This window comes from Pseudomonas sp. SA233, from assembly GCF_054792385.1.
In genome coordinates this window covers 3,690,772-3,705,668 of record NZ_CP096449.1, presented here as the reverse complement: position 1 = coordinate 3,705,668, position 14,897 = coordinate 3,690,772, and the positions used below count along the sequence as shown (strand labels likewise).

General features: G+C 63.0%; 17 protein-coding genes and 1 tRNA gene. 5 read left to right on the top strand and 13 right to left on the bottom strand.

All coding sequences use genetic code 11. The annotated features are described in order from the left end of the window. Window positions 1-10: 10 nt before the first annotated feature. Both serS and cysG read left to right on the top strand, forming a co-directional pair. Window positions 11-1,291: a serine--tRNA ligase gene (gene serS, locus M1D87_RS17200; RefSeq protein WP_003258877.1), complete on the top strand. Its 1,281-nt coding sequence runs from the start codon at window positions 11-13 to the stop codon at window positions 1,289-1,291. Next, on the top strand, window positions 1,292-2,683 hold the full coding sequence (gene cysG, locus M1D87_RS17195) for a siroheme synthase CysG (RefSeq protein WP_421091561.1): 1,392 nt from the start codon (window positions 1,292-1,294) through the stop codon (window positions 2,681-2,683). Between the two features lie 117 nt (window positions 2,684-2,800). On the opposite strand, the gene M1D87_RS17190 is transcribed toward cysG, so the two are convergent. The 8 genes from M1D87_RS17190 to M1D87_RS17155 form a co-directional block, all read right to left on the bottom strand. Continuing rightward, a complete protein-coding gene (locus tag M1D87_RS17190; RefSeq protein WP_123084463.1) occupies window positions 2,801-3,760 on the bottom strand; it encodes a glutathione S-transferase family protein in 960 nt (319 codons plus the stop codon). A 92-nt stretch (window positions 3,761-3,852) separates the two neighbouring features. Beyond that, entirely contained in the window at window positions 3,853-4,857 is a 1,005-nt protein-coding gene (locus M1D87_RS17185; protein ID WP_421091560.1) for a glycosyl transferase family protein, read from the bottom strand. Then, on the bottom strand, window positions 4,854-5,189 hold the full coding sequence (locus M1D87_RS17180) for a TusE/DsrC/DsvC family sulfur relay protein (RefSeq protein WP_003258880.1): 336 nt from the start codon (window positions 5,187-5,189) through the stop codon (window positions 4,854-4,856). Before M1D87_RS17180 ends, M1D87_RS17185 begins: the two co-directional genes overlap by 4 nt. Then, a complete protein-coding gene (gene tusB, locus M1D87_RS17175) occupies window positions 5,186-5,482 on the bottom strand; it encodes a sulfurtransferase complex subunit TusB (protein ID WP_371034496.1) in 297 nt (98 codons plus the stop codon). Before tusB ends, M1D87_RS17180 begins: the two co-directional genes overlap by 4 nt. After that, complete coding sequence (gene tusC, locus M1D87_RS17170; protein WP_326432554.1) at window positions 5,482-5,841, bottom strand: sulfurtransferase complex subunit TusC; 360 nt, start codon at window positions 5,839-5,841, stop codon at window positions 5,482-5,484. Before tusC ends, tusB begins: the two co-directional genes overlap by 1 nt. A gap of 1 nt (window position 5,842) precedes the next feature. Further along, on the bottom strand, window positions 5,843-6,235 hold the full coding sequence (tusD, locus tag M1D87_RS17165) for a sulfurtransferase complex subunit TusD (protein ID WP_013973276.1): 393 nt from the start codon (window positions 6,233-6,235) through the stop codon (window positions 5,843-5,845). A gap of 184 nt (window positions 6,236-6,419) precedes the next feature. Further along, entirely contained in the window at window positions 6,420-7,799 is a 1,380-nt protein-coding gene (locus M1D87_RS17160; protein ID WP_013973275.1) for a nucleobase:cation symporter-2 family protein, read from the bottom strand. A 317-nt stretch (window positions 7,800-8,116) separates the two neighbouring features. Beyond that, on the bottom strand, window positions 8,117-8,788 hold the full coding sequence (locus tag M1D87_RS17155) for a Bax inhibitor-1/YccA family protein (RefSeq protein ID WP_003251184.1): 672 nt from the start codon (window positions 8,786-8,788) through the stop codon (window positions 8,117-8,119). Window positions 8,789-8,922: 134 nt separating this feature from the next. Between M1D87_RS17155 and M1D87_RS17150 the strand changes: the two genes are divergently transcribed. After that, window positions 8,923-9,010: transfer RNA gene (locus M1D87_RS17150), tRNA-Ser, on the top strand. A 347-nt stretch (window positions 9,011-9,357) separates the two neighbouring features. On the opposite strand, the gene M1D87_RS17145 is transcribed toward M1D87_RS17150, so the two are convergent. The 3 genes from M1D87_RS17145 to M1D87_RS17135 form a co-directional block, all read right to left on the bottom strand. Further along, window positions 9,358-9,543, bottom strand: a complete 186-nt coding sequence (locus M1D87_RS17145; protein ID WP_085599347.1) for a hypothetical protein — start codon at window positions 9,541-9,543, stop codon at window positions 9,358-9,360. 320 nt (window positions 9,544-9,863) lie between these two features. Next, complete coding sequence (locus M1D87_RS17140; protein WP_123084467.1) at window positions 9,864-10,064, bottom strand: alpha/beta hydrolase; 201 nt, start codon at window positions 10,062-10,064, stop codon at window positions 9,864-9,866. 120 nt (window positions 10,065-10,184) lie between these two features. Continuing rightward, on the bottom strand, window positions 10,185-10,763 hold the full coding sequence (locus M1D87_RS17135; RefSeq protein WP_013973220.1) for a cysteine hydrolase family protein: 579 nt from the start codon (window positions 10,761-10,763) through the stop codon (window positions 10,185-10,187). 276 nt (window positions 10,764-11,039) lie between these two features. Between M1D87_RS17135 and M1D87_RS17130 the strand changes: the two genes are divergently transcribed. Next, a complete protein-coding gene (locus M1D87_RS17130) occupies window positions 11,040-11,375 on the top strand; it encodes a hypothetical protein (protein WP_148043852.1) in 336 nt (111 codons plus the stop codon). A gap of 227 nt (window positions 11,376-11,602) precedes the next feature. Here M1D87_RS17130 and M1D87_RS17125 read toward each other — a convergent pair whose 3' ends face one another. Beyond that, window positions 11,603-12,508 carry a LysR family transcriptional regulator gene (locus M1D87_RS17125; RefSeq protein WP_421091559.1) on the bottom strand — a complete coding sequence of 302 codons (906 nt, stop codon included), beginning with the start codon at window positions 12,506-12,508 and terminating at the stop codon, window positions 11,603-11,605. A gap of 98 nt (window positions 12,509-12,606) precedes the next feature. Between M1D87_RS17125 and M1D87_RS17120 the strand changes: the two genes are divergently transcribed. Beyond that, complete coding sequence (locus M1D87_RS17120) at window positions 12,607-13,368, top strand: sulfite exporter TauE/SafE family protein (RefSeq protein WP_421091558.1); 762 nt, start codon at window positions 12,607-12,609, stop codon at window positions 13,366-13,368. A gap of 1 nt (window position 13,369) precedes the next feature. Here the strand turns inward: M1D87_RS17120 and M1D87_RS17115 are convergent, their stop codons facing one another. Continuing rightward, window positions 13,370-14,794 carry a GGDEF domain-containing protein gene (locus tag M1D87_RS17115; protein ID WP_123084471.1) on the bottom strand — a complete coding sequence of 475 codons (1,425 nt, stop codon included), beginning with the start codon at window positions 14,792-14,794 and terminating at the stop codon, window positions 13,370-13,372. Window positions 14,795-14,897 lie beyond the last annotated feature (103 nt).

The window sequence follows — 14,897 nt, the reverse complement described above, 5'->3', positions numbered from 1 at the left end:
AGAGAACGATATGCTCGATTCCAAACTGTTACGCGGCCAACTTCAGGAAGTGGCGGATCGCCTGGCCTCCCGTGGCTTCAGCCTGGATGTCGCGCGCATCGAATCACTGGAAGAGCGCCGCAAGGCGGTGCAAACCCGCACCGAGCAGCTGCAGGCCGAGCGTAACGCCCGTTCCAAGTCCATCGGCCAGGCCAAGGCCAAGGGCGAAGATATTGCGCCGCTGATGGCTGACGTCGAGCGCATGGCCAACGAACTGGCTGCCGGCAAGACCGAACTGGACGGCATCCAGGCCGAACTGGATGGCATCCTGCTGACCATCCCCAACCTGCCGGACGCCAGCGTACCGGTTGGTGCCAGCGAAGACGACAACGTCGAAGTGCGCCGTTGGGGTACGCCGAAGGCTTTCGATTTCGAAATCAAGGACCATGTCGCCCTCGGCGAAGTCAGCGGTGGCCTGGACTTCGAAGCTGCCGCCAAGCTGTCTGGCGCGCGTTTTGCCGTGCTGCGTGGTCCAGTTGCCCGCCTGCACCGCGCCCTGGCGCAGTTCATGATCAACCTGCACACCGGCGAGCACGGTTACGAGGAGCACTACACCCCGTACCTGGTCCAGGCCCCGGCCCTGCAGGGTACCGGCCAGCTGCCGAAGTTCGAGGAAGACCTGTTCAAGATCAGCCGCGAAGGCGAGGCCGACTTCTACCTGATCCCGACTGCCGAAGTGTCGCTGACCAACCTGGTGGCCGGTGAAATCCTTGATGCCAAGCAGCTGCCGCTGAAGCTGGTTGCCCACACCCCGTGCTTCCGCAGCGAAGCCGGTGCTTCCGGCCGTGACACCCGCGGCATGATCCGCCAGCACCAGTTCGACAAGGTCGAGATGGTGCAGGTGGTCGAGCCGTCCAAGTCGATGGAAGCCCTGGAGGGCCTGACTGCCAACGCCGAGCGCGTGCTGCAGCTGCTGGAGCTGCCGTACCGCGTGCTGGCCCTGTGCACCGGCGACATGGGCTTTGGCGCGGTGAAGACCTACGACCTGGAAGTGTGGGTACCAAGCCAGGACAAGTACCGCGAAATCAGCTCGTGCTCCAACTGCGGCGATTTCCAGGCGCGCCGCATGCAGGCCCGCTGGCGCAACCCGGAAACCGGCAAGCCAGAGCTGGTGCATACCCTCAACGGCTCCGGCCTGGCCGTAGGCCGTACCTTGGTTGCCGTACTGGAAAACTACCAGCAGGCCGACGGTTCCATCCGTGTGCCGGAAGTGCTGAAGCCTTACATGGGCGGCGTCGAGGTCATCCGCTAAATGGATTACCTGCCGCTGTTCCACAAGCTGCAGGGCGGCCGCGTGCTGGTCGTTGGCGGCGGTGAGATCGCCTTGCGCAAGGCGCGCCTGCTGGCCGATGCTGGCGCCGCGCTGCGCGTGGTGGCACCGGATGTCGACGGCCAGTTGGCCGCGCTGGCCCGGGAAGGTGGCGGCGAGGTGCTGGTGCGCGGCTATCAGGCAGCCGACCTGGTCGGTTGCCGGCTGGTGATTGCGGCCACCGACGACCCCGGGCTCAATGCCCAGGTGTCGGCGGATGCGCAGGCCCTCAGCCTGCCGGTCAACGTGGTGGATGCGCCGGCCCTGTGCACGGTGATCTTCCCGGCGATCGTCGACCGTTCGCCGTTGGTGGTTGCGGTGTCCAGTGGCGGTGATGCTCCGGTGCTGGCGCGTTTGATTCGCGCCAAGCTGGAGGCCTGGATCCCGTCCGCCTACGGCGAACTGGCCGGCCTGGCCGCACGCTTCCGCGACAAGGTCAAGGCCTTGTACCCGGACGTCAACCAGCGCCGAGGCTTCTGGGAAACCGTGTTCCAAGGGCCGATTGCCGAGCGTCAGCTGGCCGGGCAGGGCGCCGAGGCCGAGCGCCTGTTGCAGGCGATGGTCGACGGTGCACCGGTGCAGCAGGGCGGTGAGGTGTACCTGGTGGGGGCTGGCCCGGGCGATCCGGACTTGCTGACCTTCCGCGCCTTGCGCCTGATGCAGCAGGCCGACGTGGTGCTGTACGACCGCCTGGTGGCACCGGCGATTATCGAGATGTGCCGACGTGATGCCGAGCGTATCTACGTGGGCAAGCGTCGCGCCGACCATGCCGTGCCTCAGGACCAGATCAACCGCCTGCTGGTCGACCTGGCCCGGCAGGGCAAGCGTGTGCTGCGCCTGAAGGGCGGCGACCCGTTCATCTTCGGCCGGGGCGGCGAAGAGATCGAAGAGCTGGCCGAGCACGGCATCCCGTTCCAGGTGGTGCCGGGCATTACCGCAGCCAGCGGTTGTTCCGCCTATGGCGGGATTCCGCTGACTCACCGCGACTACGCCCAATCGGTGCGTTTCGTGACCGGGCACCTGAAGGATGGCACCAGCAATCTGCCGTGGCATGACCTGGTAGCGCCGGCGCAGACCCTGGTGTTCTACATGGGCTTGGTGGGGTTGCCGACCATCTGTGCCGAGCTGATTCGCCATGGCCGCGCGGCCAGTACCCCTGCGGCGCTGGTGCAGCAGGGGACTACGCGTAATCAGCGGGTGTTCACCGGCACCCTGGCCAACTTGCCGGAGCTGGTGGCCCAGCATGAAGTGCATGCGCCGACCCTGGTGATTGTCGGGGAAGTGGTGCAATTGCGTGACAAGCTGGCCTGGTTCGAAGGCTCGCAGAACAGCTGAAATCGTTGGGGCCGCGTTGCGGCCCATTCGCAGCACAAGGCTGCTCCTACAGGGGGTCGCGTTTCCTGTAGGAGCAGCCTTGTGCTGCGAACGGGCTGCAAAGCAGCCCCTGCAATCTCAAGCCTGCCAAATCCCCTTGCCTGCCAACCGCTCCCGATCATGCGGCAGATTGAAGTCCTGCAGTGGCCCCTTGGGCACGATCCCGTTCGGGTTGATGGTCTTGTGGCTCATGTAGTAGTGCTTCTGGATATGCTCCATGTCCACTGTGCCCGCCACCCCCGGCCACTGGTACAGCTCACGCAGCCAGTTCGACAGGTTGTGATAATCGCTCAGGCGGCGCAGGTTGCACTTGAAGTGCCCGTGGTACACCGCATCGAAGCGCACCAGGGTGGTGAACAGTCGCACATCGGCCTCGGTCAAGTATTCCCCGGCCAGGTAGCGGTTGCGGCTCAGCAAGTCTTCCAGGTGGTCCAGTTCGTTGAACACTTCGTCAAACGCAGCCTCGTAGGCTTCCTGCGTAGTGGCAAAGCCTGCGCGATATACGCCGTTGTTCACCGCCGGGTAGATGCGCTCGTTCAGCGCCTCGATGGTCGGGCGCAGCGGCTCTGGGTACAGGTCCAGTGTATTGCCGGTCAGTTCGTTGAACGCGCTGTTGAAGATGCGGATGATCTCCGACGACTCGTTGTTGACGATGCGTTTCTCTTTCTTGTCCCACAGCACCGGTACAGTCACGCGGCCAGTGTAGTGCGGGTCATCCTGGGTGTAGCGCTGGTGCAGGTACTGCAGCGCGTCGAGGTGGTCACCGCTGGAGCCTTGCTGCTGGTCGAACGTCCAGCCATGGTCCTGCATCAGCCAGCTGACCACAGACACGTCGATCAGGGGCTCCAGGCCCTTGAGCGCACGGAAGATCAGGGTGCGGTGTGCCCATGGGCAAGCCAGCGAGACGTACAGGTGGTAACGGCCGGCTTCGGGAGCGGGCAGCTGATTGCGGCGTTGGGCATTTTCACGTTTGAAGGTGCCATCCTTGCCGTTTTCATACCACTGGTCATGCCAGCGGCCGTCGATCAAAAGGCCCATGGTGAGCTCCTCGGAACAAAGTCGTTTGTCGTTGGAGCCCAGTCTAGGGGAAATCGTTCGAATAAACAGCGCAAAGAATGCCCCCTTATTATCTATTTATTCGATTGGTTCCGTGCGCTCCAGTAACCACGCGCGGTGGCAAAAGCCTGCTCACGGTCGCTGCCCAGGCCGCGCAAGGCCAAGGCCATGGTCGCGACCACGGCCATTTCACCGTAGCTGTCCTCGGCCTCGCCGCGCCAGACCGCCAGCAATTGCTCAGGCTGCAGGCTTGGCGGCTTCACGTGGCGGCGTTCGCTCAGCGCTGGCCACTCCTCGTCCCAGGCTTCGCCGGCGGTTGTGCCGTATAGATGGCTGATGACATCGGGATTGACCTCGATCTCGCCGCCATCACCCTTGATCACCACGGCATGGTCGCCCAGCAGGCGGCTGGCTTCGCGGTGCACCGCCTGGTAACCGGGGTGGAAGATGCTCTGCAGGCCACAACGCGCAGCCAGTGGGTTGAGCACCCGGGCCAGCGAATGGATGGGCGAACGCAGGCCCAGGGTGTTGCGCAGGTCGATCATGCGCTGCAACTGCGGCGCCCAGTCCTGCAGCGGGAAGAAGGCCAGGCGTTGCTGGTCCAGGGCCCGGCTGACCGCAGCCCAGTCACGGCACAACGGAATTTCCAGCAAGGACAGCAACTGCTCGGTGTACATGCGCCCGGCGGTATGTGCACCGCCACCGTGCATGACGATGCGCACGCCATTGTTGGCCAGGCATTTGGCAGCCAGCAGGTACCAGGGTAGGTGGCGCTTCTTGCCGGCGTAGGTGGGCCAGTCCAGGTCCACGGCGATGCGCGGCGACTGCAAGTGGGCGCGCAGGGCCTCAGTGAAGCCGGCCAGTTCTTCGGCGCTTTCTTCCTTGTGCCGCAGCAGCATGAGGAAGGCACCGAGCTGGGCATCTTCGACCTTGCCTTCCAGCAGCAGGGTCATGGCCGTGCGGGCTTCTTCACGGGTCAGGCCACGCGCGCCGCGCTTGCCTTTGCCAAGAATGCGCACGAACTCGGCGAACGGGTGTTCGGCAGGGGTTTCCAGGGTAAGCGGGCGAGGTTCTGTCATATGCAGTTGGTCGGCTTGGGCAGGCCCGCCAGCTTGGCGGCCAGTTTGGCGGGAGTGCCGTTGAACAGGCGGTTGAGGTGCGGGCTGTTGCCCTTGTCCGGGCCCAGTTTGAGGGCCGTGTACTTGATCAGCGGGCGCGTGGCCGGGGACAGCTGGAATTCCTGGTAGAACTGGCGCAGCAGTTCGAGGATTTCCCAGTGGTCCGCCGTCAAAGGGATGCCCTCGCGCGCGGCCAAAGCCTCGGCGGCGGCATGCGACCAGTCTTGCAGGTCGACCAGGAAGCCGTCCTTGTCCAGGGCGATCGCCTGATCGCCAACGTTGAGGGTATTCATAGCCAGCTGTTGACCTTGTCGTAATGCAGCGACAGTTCGACGAACCCGGGGTAGTCCACGGCCTTGGCCAGCTCGTTGCCGACCGCGCGGGCCTGCACGTCTTCTTCCAGGGCGAACAGGCGCTGGGCCAGGCCGGCGGCTTGCAGCTGGCGGTGCGGTTCGCTGCCGCTGCGCAGGGCATATACAGCATCGCCGCACAGCAGCAGGGCGTCGTCGGCGCCGAGCAGGCGCAGGCAGCTGGCCAGGCGCTCGTCGCCAAACGGGGAGTGGGCAATTACATGCAGGGTCGTCATCAGAGCGTTACCACCTGGTCGAAACGGGCGATCAGTGCGGTCAGGGCCGCGTCGTCCAGCACTTGCACCGGCAGCGCCAGGTTGTCGGCTGCCAGGCCGCGGCGAGTGAGGCTGTGGCTGCAGGCGAACAGTTCCTCGACGCCGAACATTGGCAGCGCCTGCAAGTTGGCGGCCAGGTTCTTCTGTTGCACGGCGGTGGGCTGCTGGTCTGCGGCGAGCTGGAACACGCCGTCATCGAGGAACAGCATGCCCAGCGGCAGATCGAACGCGCCGCCAGCCAGGGCGATGTCCAGTGCTTCACGGGCCGATGGGCCGTTCCACGGCGCCTGGCGGCTGATGATCAACAAGGATTTGGCCATTTCAGTCGCCTCCGAAGCAGACAAGGCGATCGGCAACTTGCGCCGCCTCATGCAACTGGCCAAGCCCCGACAGCTCCCAAGGCTTGGGCAGGTTCACGGCCGGGCGCTGGTAGCGGTTGGCCTCGGCCTCGTCGAGCACGCCACGGCGCAAGGCAGCGGCGATGCACACCACTGCGTCCAGCTGGTTGGCTGCAATGAAGGCGCGCCATTGGCCGGCAACATCCAGCTCGTCCTGGGGGGCGACCACGTTGGCCGAGGCACTGTGTACCCCGTCCTGGTAGAAAAACAACCGGGCAATCTCATGCCCGCCGGCCAGCACCGCTTCGGCGTAGCGCAGGGCACGCCGCGAGGAGGGCGCATGGGCCGGGGAGAACACCGCGATAGCGAATTTCATGGATAACTCATGCAAAAGGAATGGTGCCATGATAAAGCAAAAAAGCCCGCGCCCGCTTGTGCATGGCGGGGCGGGCTTTCTGTCTTGCACCAATCTTCAGGTCTACGCGGCCTCGTGTAGGAGCGGCCTTGCGTCGCGAGGGGCTGCATAGCAGCCCCATGGCCCTGACAGAAGGGCTCCAGGCTCAAGCCTGTTCCTTGCTCTCCGGCAAGAACCAGTTCAACACCAGGGCACAGATACCCCCGGTAGCCACGCCCGACTCCAGCACATTGCGAATCGCCGCCGGCATGTGCGCCAGGAACTCCGGCACCTGCGCCACACCCAGGCCGAGGGCCAGGGATACAGCGATGATCAGCAGGGCACGACGGTCCAGGCGAGTGCTGGCGAGGATATTGATCCCCGAAGCCGCAACCGCCCCGAACATGACCATGGCCGCACCGCCCAGCACCGGTTCCGGTACCGCTTGGATGACCCCGGCAACGCTCGGGAACAACCCCAGCAGCACCAGCATCACGGCAATCCACATGCCGATATGGCGGCTGGCGATCCCTGTCAGCTGAATCACGCCATTGTTCTGGGCAAAGATCGAGCTCGGGAAGGTGTTGAACAAACCGGCCAGCAGCGAGTTGGCCCCGTTCACCAGCACACCGCCCTTGATCCGCTGCATCCACACCGGCCCTTCGACCGGCTGGCGCGACACCTTGCTGGTGGCGGTGACGTCACCGATGGCTTCCAGCGAAGTTACCAGGTAGATCACCAGCATCGGGATGAACAGTGCCCAGGAGAAACCAAGGCCGAAGTGCAGCGGTGTCGGCACCTGGAACAGCGCGGCTTCGTGCATGCCGGTGAAATCCAGGCGGCCAAGGTAGCCGGCCAGCGCATAGCCGACCGCCAGGGCGATAACGATGGCGCAGCTGCGCATCCACACCACCGGGATGCGGTTGAGGATGACGATGATTGCCAGCACCACGCCCGACAGCAGCAGGTTCTCGCCATTGGCGAAGGTGCCATTGGCCATGGCGCCGAAGCCGCCACCCATGCTGATCAGGCCGACCTTGATCAGGGTCAGGCCGATCATCAGCACCACGATGCCGGTTACCAGCGGGGTAATCAGGCGTTTGACGAAGGGCAGGATGCGCGACACGCCCATCTCGACGAACGAGCCGGCGATTACTACGCCAAAGATAGCTGCCATGACGCCTTCCACTGGGGTGCCTTGCTTGACCATGAGCGCTCCGCCGGCGATCAGCGGGCCGACGAAGTTGAAGCTGGTGCCCTGGACGATCAGCAGCCCGGCACCGAATGGCCCGAAGCGCTTGCACTGGACGAAAGTGGCGATACCCGAGATTACCAGTGACATGGAGACGATCAGGTTGGTATCTCGTGCCGAAACACCCAGAGCCTGGCAAATCAGCAGGCCAGGGGTGACGATCGGCACGATGATCGCCAATAGGTGCTGCAGTGCTGCCAGCAGGCCGATCAACAGCCGTGGCTTGTCCTCCAGACCAAGCACCAGTTCATTGGCAGGCGCCGCCGCGCCTGGGCTGTGTTCGTGTGAGCTCATTGCGAAAAGCTGCCCCGGAAGAAAAAAGGAGCGCATTCTACGGGGTGATGGCGAATTGGGGTAGAGAAAAGCACGATGGCGGCATGATCGACGACCATTCGCCCGGTTATCTGACTTTATGGTCAATTATTGGGCGCTTTTTCCCAGGAGTCGAACCTGTGGGAGCGGGCGTGCCCGCGAAGAATGCGACTCGGTGTATGGCACCGGCTTCGCCGGTGTTCGCGGGCTCGCCCGCTCCCACAAGGCTCCAGCTAAATCGATGAGTTGAGCGCCCACAAAAAAGCCCGCCGAAGCGGGCTTTCTCTTGCCGATATCAATCAGTCATCACGACCCATGATGCCAAACAGCTGCAGCAGGCTGACAAACAGGTTGTAGATCGACACATACAGGCTGATGGTCGCCATGATGTAGTTACGCTCGCCACCGTGAATGATCGCGCTGGTCTGGAACAGGATGCAGACCGACGAGAACAGCACGAAGCCAGCGCTGATCGCCAGTTGCAGGCCGCTGATCTGGAAGAAGAAGCTGGCCACGACAGCACCCAGCAGGACAAAGAAGCCCGCAGTGATGAAGCCGCTGAGGAAGCTCATGTCCTTGCGGGTAATCAGCACATAAGCCGACAGGCCGCCGAACACCAGGGCAGTCATGGCAAATGCCGAGCTGACCACCTCGGCGCCACCGGCCATGCCCAGATAGCGGTTGAGGATAGGGCCGAGGATAAAGCCCATAAAGCCGGTGAGCGCGAAGGTGGATACCAGACCCCAGGCCGAATCACGCAGTTTGTTGGTAAGGAAGAACAGCCCGTAGAAGCCGATCAGTACCACGAACACGTTCGGGTAGCCGACGCGCATCTGCTGGGCCACGAAGGCCATGACACCGCTGAAGGCGAGCGTGAGCGCCAGCAGGCTGTACGTGTTGCGCAGGACCTTGCTGATCTCCTGCTGCTCGACCTGCTGGCCGTGGTGTACGGCGTAATCCTGTTCGCGCATGGCGACACTCCTTGGTAAACCTGTGGTTTTCAAACGTTCAGATGCTAGGAGTCTATCAGAGCTCCCGCAACCCGCGACACAGAGAGTTTGACAGCTTGTTTCATTACGGTATTATGGCGGCCGCAAAACGAGCTGGAAGCGTGGCCGAGTGGTTTAAGGCAACGGTCTTGAAAACCGTCGATGGGCAACTATCCTAGAGTTCGAATCTCTACGCTTCCGCCATATTCAAAGCCCTGATTATTCAGGGCTTTTTGCGTTTTTGGGGCATAGGAAACCATCCATGGGACCATCCGTGGGTATCGTTTGTTTAGGCGCTTCCGATACTTTTTGCTTGGTCGGTTTCGCCAAGGCTCCAACTTAACTGGCTTCATCCCATTCTTGCAGGCACGAAAAAGCCCGCCGAGGCGGGCTCCTCGCTTGCGACTGAGCGCTAGCCGCAGCCTCTCAAGCCAAATTGCATTACTGACAACTGCGCGGAAATCGGATCCGTAGGCTGGACCCAACCTTGCTCCACATCAGTAGCCTGCAGGCGTTTGATGCAGGCGTGGTCATGCCCGCCCCCGCAGGTTTTATTGCAGGGTCACTGGCTTCATGTCATCCGGTAATTGACGAATAGCTGCCTCTATCCGCTCGATCGGTGCCGCGAGTTCGTCCGCTTCCGTGTCCTTGCCCTCCCTTCTCAGGCGATCGCGCTCAATGCGCAGGTTAAGCAAATTCTTCTGTAGTTTCAGGGCCGAGGTATTGAACGGATCCATGCTTTTCTCATGCTGAAGGCTTCCGTGCCGCTGTAGGAAAACTGGACCGTAGCAGTTCGAATTTGCTGGAGAAACTGATGTTTCATACAGGCAAATTCCACTACATAGATTCTTCCTACTCCGCGCGGTAAAAGATCCTACAGGCGGCGTTTCAAATCATGTCTTTCAAACCCTCCTGAGCCCGCATGGTAGGTGGCGATGATAGGTGTTTGGCAATGGAGGCCCTCAAGGCGGATTGATCCAGAGGCTGCAGTGCTTTTCGAAACCTTATGTAGCAATTGCTGCCCCGCAAGCTACAGGTGGTCCGCATCCACCACCGCCTAGGTGAATGTCTGAGGCGCTTCCTGCGGCAAGTTGTCAAGCGGGTCGAAGTCATCCGCCGCTGTAGCGGCTGGCTGGGGCTGCTGTGCTACAGCCGTGGTGATGTCCGCCGTCAGCAGGCCAGGTGGCAGCAGGGTACAGGCGAGCAGTGTACGGCTGAAACGGTGTGGCAGGGTGGTGGTCGAGTGGCGGGTAGACATCGGGCATCTGCGCCCATCCGCTTCGCCAAGAGCAGGTGCAGATGGTGCGCCCGCTCAATGGCTGGGTCTGGTGTCGCCGCCATGGCAATGACGAGTTGGCTGGTTGCCTGCGCAGAAGCTTCAGCGGTTGACCTGAAGCGAGTCACCGATCAGAACCTGCTCCGTGCGCAGGATGCGCGCGTAATCCAGAGCCAGGTTGCTCAACGACAGCGCATGTACATCCTCCGCCGGCCAAAGCCGGCCTTGCAGGTCGTGCTGGTCAAAGGTGAAGCAGGCATCTTCCACCACCACCACATCGAAACCGAGATTGCCCGCCGAGCGTGCGGTGGATTCCACGGAGTTGTTGGTAATTACCCCGGCGATGACCAGTGCGTTGATGCTGCGCGCATGCAGCCAGCGCTCCAGGCCGGAGTTGGCGAAGGCATCGGGCACATGTTTGTCGAACACGGTTTCGCTGGCCAGTGGGGTAAATGCGGGCTGGAATTCGCAACCGGACTGGCCCGGCCAGAACACCGAGTCTACCGAGCGGGACAGGTGGCGCACATGGATCACCGGGCGTCCTGACCGACGCCACGCAGCCAGCAGATCGCCTATACGCAGTTCGGCCTCAGGGTTGTTGCGCCGGCCCAGGCGCGGGTGGTGGATGCCAATCTGAAGGTCGATCAACAACAAGGCAGCGTTGGTCGCGAAAGCGGTCATGAAGGGATGGCACTCCTGGGCAGGTTCGAGCGCTTGACCCTAGCACAGCGTGGATGACTGTAAAAATTGCTGTCACGCGTAAGGGCCAGATGCGCTGCTCTTGTGGGAGATGGCCCAGCCCTTTGGGCTGCGCTGTCTCGTAGATAACTGAAATTGCAAGCAATCCGCGTACCCGGTGGGAGCGGCTTTAGCCGCGAAGAATCCAACGCGGTGCATGGCACCGGCTGCGCCGGTGTTCGCGGCTGAAGCCGCTCCCACAGGGCCCCTGCTAATTCAATGAGTTATGTGCAGTTCTATGGGCGCGGCGCCTTGTGTTGCGAAAGGGGCGCGCAGCGGCCCCAGGTTTTCGATGCATCCCTCAAGATTGCCGGGGCCGCCATGCGGCCCTTTCGCGAAGCAAGGCCGCTCCCACAAAAGAACCGGTGCCTCACATCTGATCCGCTTTTTTTCCATAAAGCTGAATCTGTAACGGTATCAGCCCAAGCCCGACAATATGCCCATTCCCGCATCACACTTGTAGAGGTTCCAATGGGCAAGCTCGCGCTATTCCTGGGTGGTTTTCTGCTGCTGACCATTCTGATCGGTATCCTTGGCACCATTCCGCCAAGCTGACGTTCACCACACCTATCCCTCGCGGCCTGCCTGTCCTTCGGGCGGGCCCATTCCTCTTCATTGTTGGCCGATTCACCCTACCGATTTGTACGATAAGTCTTTCTTTGCACTGGGAAAACTGTCCACAAAAAACGTGGGTAGGTCTGTGGATAAAGTTCTGCAAGCCAAGCCCGCGGCGGGCTCTGTTAAATTGAGCAGAAATTGAACAGCCGTTTCAGGGCGTTGTTTCAGTAGGCCAGGCCGGCGCGGCGCAGGGCTGCCAGCAGTTCGCGTACCCGCGCCGGCAGCTCACCGGCGGGGTACACGGCATGCATCTGCGGGTCCTGGCCGTTGCTGGAGGTCAGGCGGTACTGCGGGCATACCCGCACCAGCCGCCCGGCCTTGACCTGTGCTTCGCCGACCCAGGCGGCCAGGCGGGCGATACCGGCGCCGGCCAAGGTGCTGTGGTACACCGCGTCACCTGAGTCCAGGCGCAGCCTGGGCCTGGGGCGCAGGCTGGTGATCTGGCCGTCGCGGCAGAAGTGCCAGGCCTTGAGGATGCGCGGGGCGGTGTGCAGGATCAGCGCGTGGCCTTCGAGGTCCTCGGGTTGTTGTGGCGTGCCGGCCAGGGCCAGGTATTCAGGGCTTGCATACAGGTGGCGCTGGTAATCCCACAGTGGGTAGCCGATCAGCTCGCTCGACTGCGGGAAGGCACCGCGCACCACGAAATCGAACTTGCCTTGCAGCGGGTCCAGGGCCCCGTCGCTGTACTGCACATCCAGGGTTACCTGGGGGTGGCAGCGGGAAAACTCGGCAAGCACCTGGGGCAGTACATGTTCACCCAGTACCTGCGGCACGGCGAAGCGGATCCAGCCTTGTGCACTGCCGCTGAGCGCGGCCAGTTCGTCGGCGGCATCACGTTGCACATCCAGCAAGCGTTCGGCGTGTGGCAGCAGGCGCTCGCCGGCTTCGGTCAGGGTCACGGCATTGGCGTTGCGGTTGAGCAGTTTGCTCCCGGCGTTGTCTTCCAGGGTTTGCACCGCGCGGGTAACCGCGCTGGGTGAGCGCCCCAGGGCGCGGGCGGCGGCGACGAAGCTGCGCTTGTGCGCCACGCTGACGAACGCCTGTATTTCCCGCAGCATGTCCAACGCCATTGCCTGCTCCTCGTTGCAGTTTTCGCAATATGGCATTTCAACACAAGCGCGGCACTTTGATTAGCCTTGCAGGCGTCTTAACTGCCTGGAACCGCGTCATGATGGATATCGCTGTGCTTTCCGTATTCGCCTTCGCCGCTGGGCTGATCGACGCCGCCGTGGGTGGCGGTGGGCTGATCCAGATTCCGGCCTTGTTCAACGTGCTGCCCACCGCGCAACCGGCGGCACTGCTCGGTAGCAACAAGCTGGCGTCGGTGTGTGGCACGGCCTTCGCTGCGCGTTCGTTCATCCGCAGGGTGACGCTGGACTGGGGATTGATCGTGCCGGCAGCGCTCAGTGCGTTCGTAATGTCGTTCGCCGGTGCCGCCACGGTGTCGCTGGTGCCGCCCAGCTTGATGCGCCCGGCGGTGCTGGTGCTGATCGTGCTGATGGCCATCTACACCTTCTGCAAGAAGGACTTCGGCACGCTGCACAAACCCACAAGGATCGGCCGCAAGGAGCAGTGCCTGGCGGTACTGATCGGTGGTGCGATCGGCTTTTACGATGGCCTGTTCGGGCCGGGTACCGGCAGCTTCCTGATCTTCCTGTTCATCCGCTTCTTCGCCTTGGACTTCCTGCACGCCTCGGCGTCGGCCAAGGTGGTGAACATCGCCACCAACCTGGCGGCGCTGGTGTTCTTCGTACCATCAGGCAATGTGCTGTACGCCATCGCCTTGCCCATGGCGGTGTGCAACATCCTCGGCGCGCTGACCGGTACCTGGCTGGCGGTGCGCAAGGGCGCGGGCTTTGTGCGTGGGTTGTTCCTGGTGCTCTTGTGCGTGCTGATCGCCAAGTTGACGTGGGACCTGCTGGGTGGCTAGTTCACATCGCCTGGCGTTGTGGCTCGGCCTGTTCGACGCGATTGCGGCCATGGGCCTTGGCGCGATACAGCGCCTGGTCGGCGCGTGCCAGCAGTTCATCGAGGGTGGGGGCCGGCATGTCGGTGGCACAACCGGCCAGGCCGATACTGACGGTAATCTGCAGGGACTGGCCGGCCTGCATCACATGCAGGTCCTGCACCGCACGGCGCAGGCGCTCGGCAGTGAACTTGGCCCGATCTGGCGCGAGGCCCGGTAGGACCACGACAAATTCCTCGCCGCCCAGGCGAGCGAACAGTTCACCATCGTGCAACTGGTCCTGCAGGATGCTGGCGAACTGGCGCAGCACCTGGTCACCGACCGCATGGCCATGGACATCATTGATCGACTTGAAGTGGTCGATGTCCAGCATCATCAGGGTCAGCGGCAGCGCCTGGGCGTGTTGCTGGCGGCTTTCCAGCAGCGCGTTGGCGCGGCGGGTGAAGGCGCTGCGGGTGAGCACACCGGTGAGGTGGTCGATGCTGGCCTGATGCGCCAGGCGGGCCATCAGGCTGCGGTTGGCCTGGCTGACGCAGGCCACCACCAGCGGCCCGAGCACCAGCATGGCGATGCCCAGGCGCGCCGACATCAGTGTGGTCACTCCGGGCTCGCTTTGCGGCACGCTGAAATGCATGAGGTTTTGCGCCACCGCCACGATCAGCGTGCTGCCAGCGGTGAGTGTCAGCAGAGAAACCAGGAACGGTGAGTAAGTCCAGGCGCACCACAGCAGCGCGGCAATCGGGAAGGCAATGGCCCCGGGGCCGCCGAAGGCAATGCTGAACGCCAGCGAGGCCAGCAGCACCAGCAACGGCGCCAGGCGGATGGCCTGGGCGCCACCGCGCACCAGCGCTCGTGCCGAAGGGGTCGTCAGTAGCACTGGCAGCACCAGCACGCTGGTCGAGAACTGTTCACTGAACCAGGCCAGCCAGGTAGCGCGCAACGACTGTTCGAACCACGGCGCGGCCACTGCCGCCGCCATGCTGGCAGCCACTATTGCCCCGGCGGCACTGGCGCCGAACACGCTGAGGACGCCGTGGGGAGTACGCATCCGTCGGTGCAGGCGTGGCAAGCGCGAGAGCATCAGCCAGAGGGTGACCACCACGCCCAGGTTGCACAGGTTGAACCACAGGGCAGGCACCCAGGCGCTGCCGCACAGCAGGTCGGCGCCGACCATGGCCAGCCAGACCAGGGTAAAGCCCGTCAGCGTGGCTTGGCGGGGGTAGCGCAGTAGCACCCCAGCCAGGACCGCATTGACCGGCCAGAACAGCGACAGGGATTCGATCGGGCGGGCCAGGATGCCGCCCAGGGTCAGGGCGAAGGTCAGGCCGAGTAGAACGACGTAGTGCAACAAGCGCGATTGGGCTGGAAAAACCATGGGCTCGACCGGCAAGGCGGAAACGAAATCCAGGACAACGGCTTGAAGCACCTGGGGCAATTGCGCATAAGTGTGTTTCGTCAGGGGACTTGATGTCAATCTGCCGCGATCGGTCGAG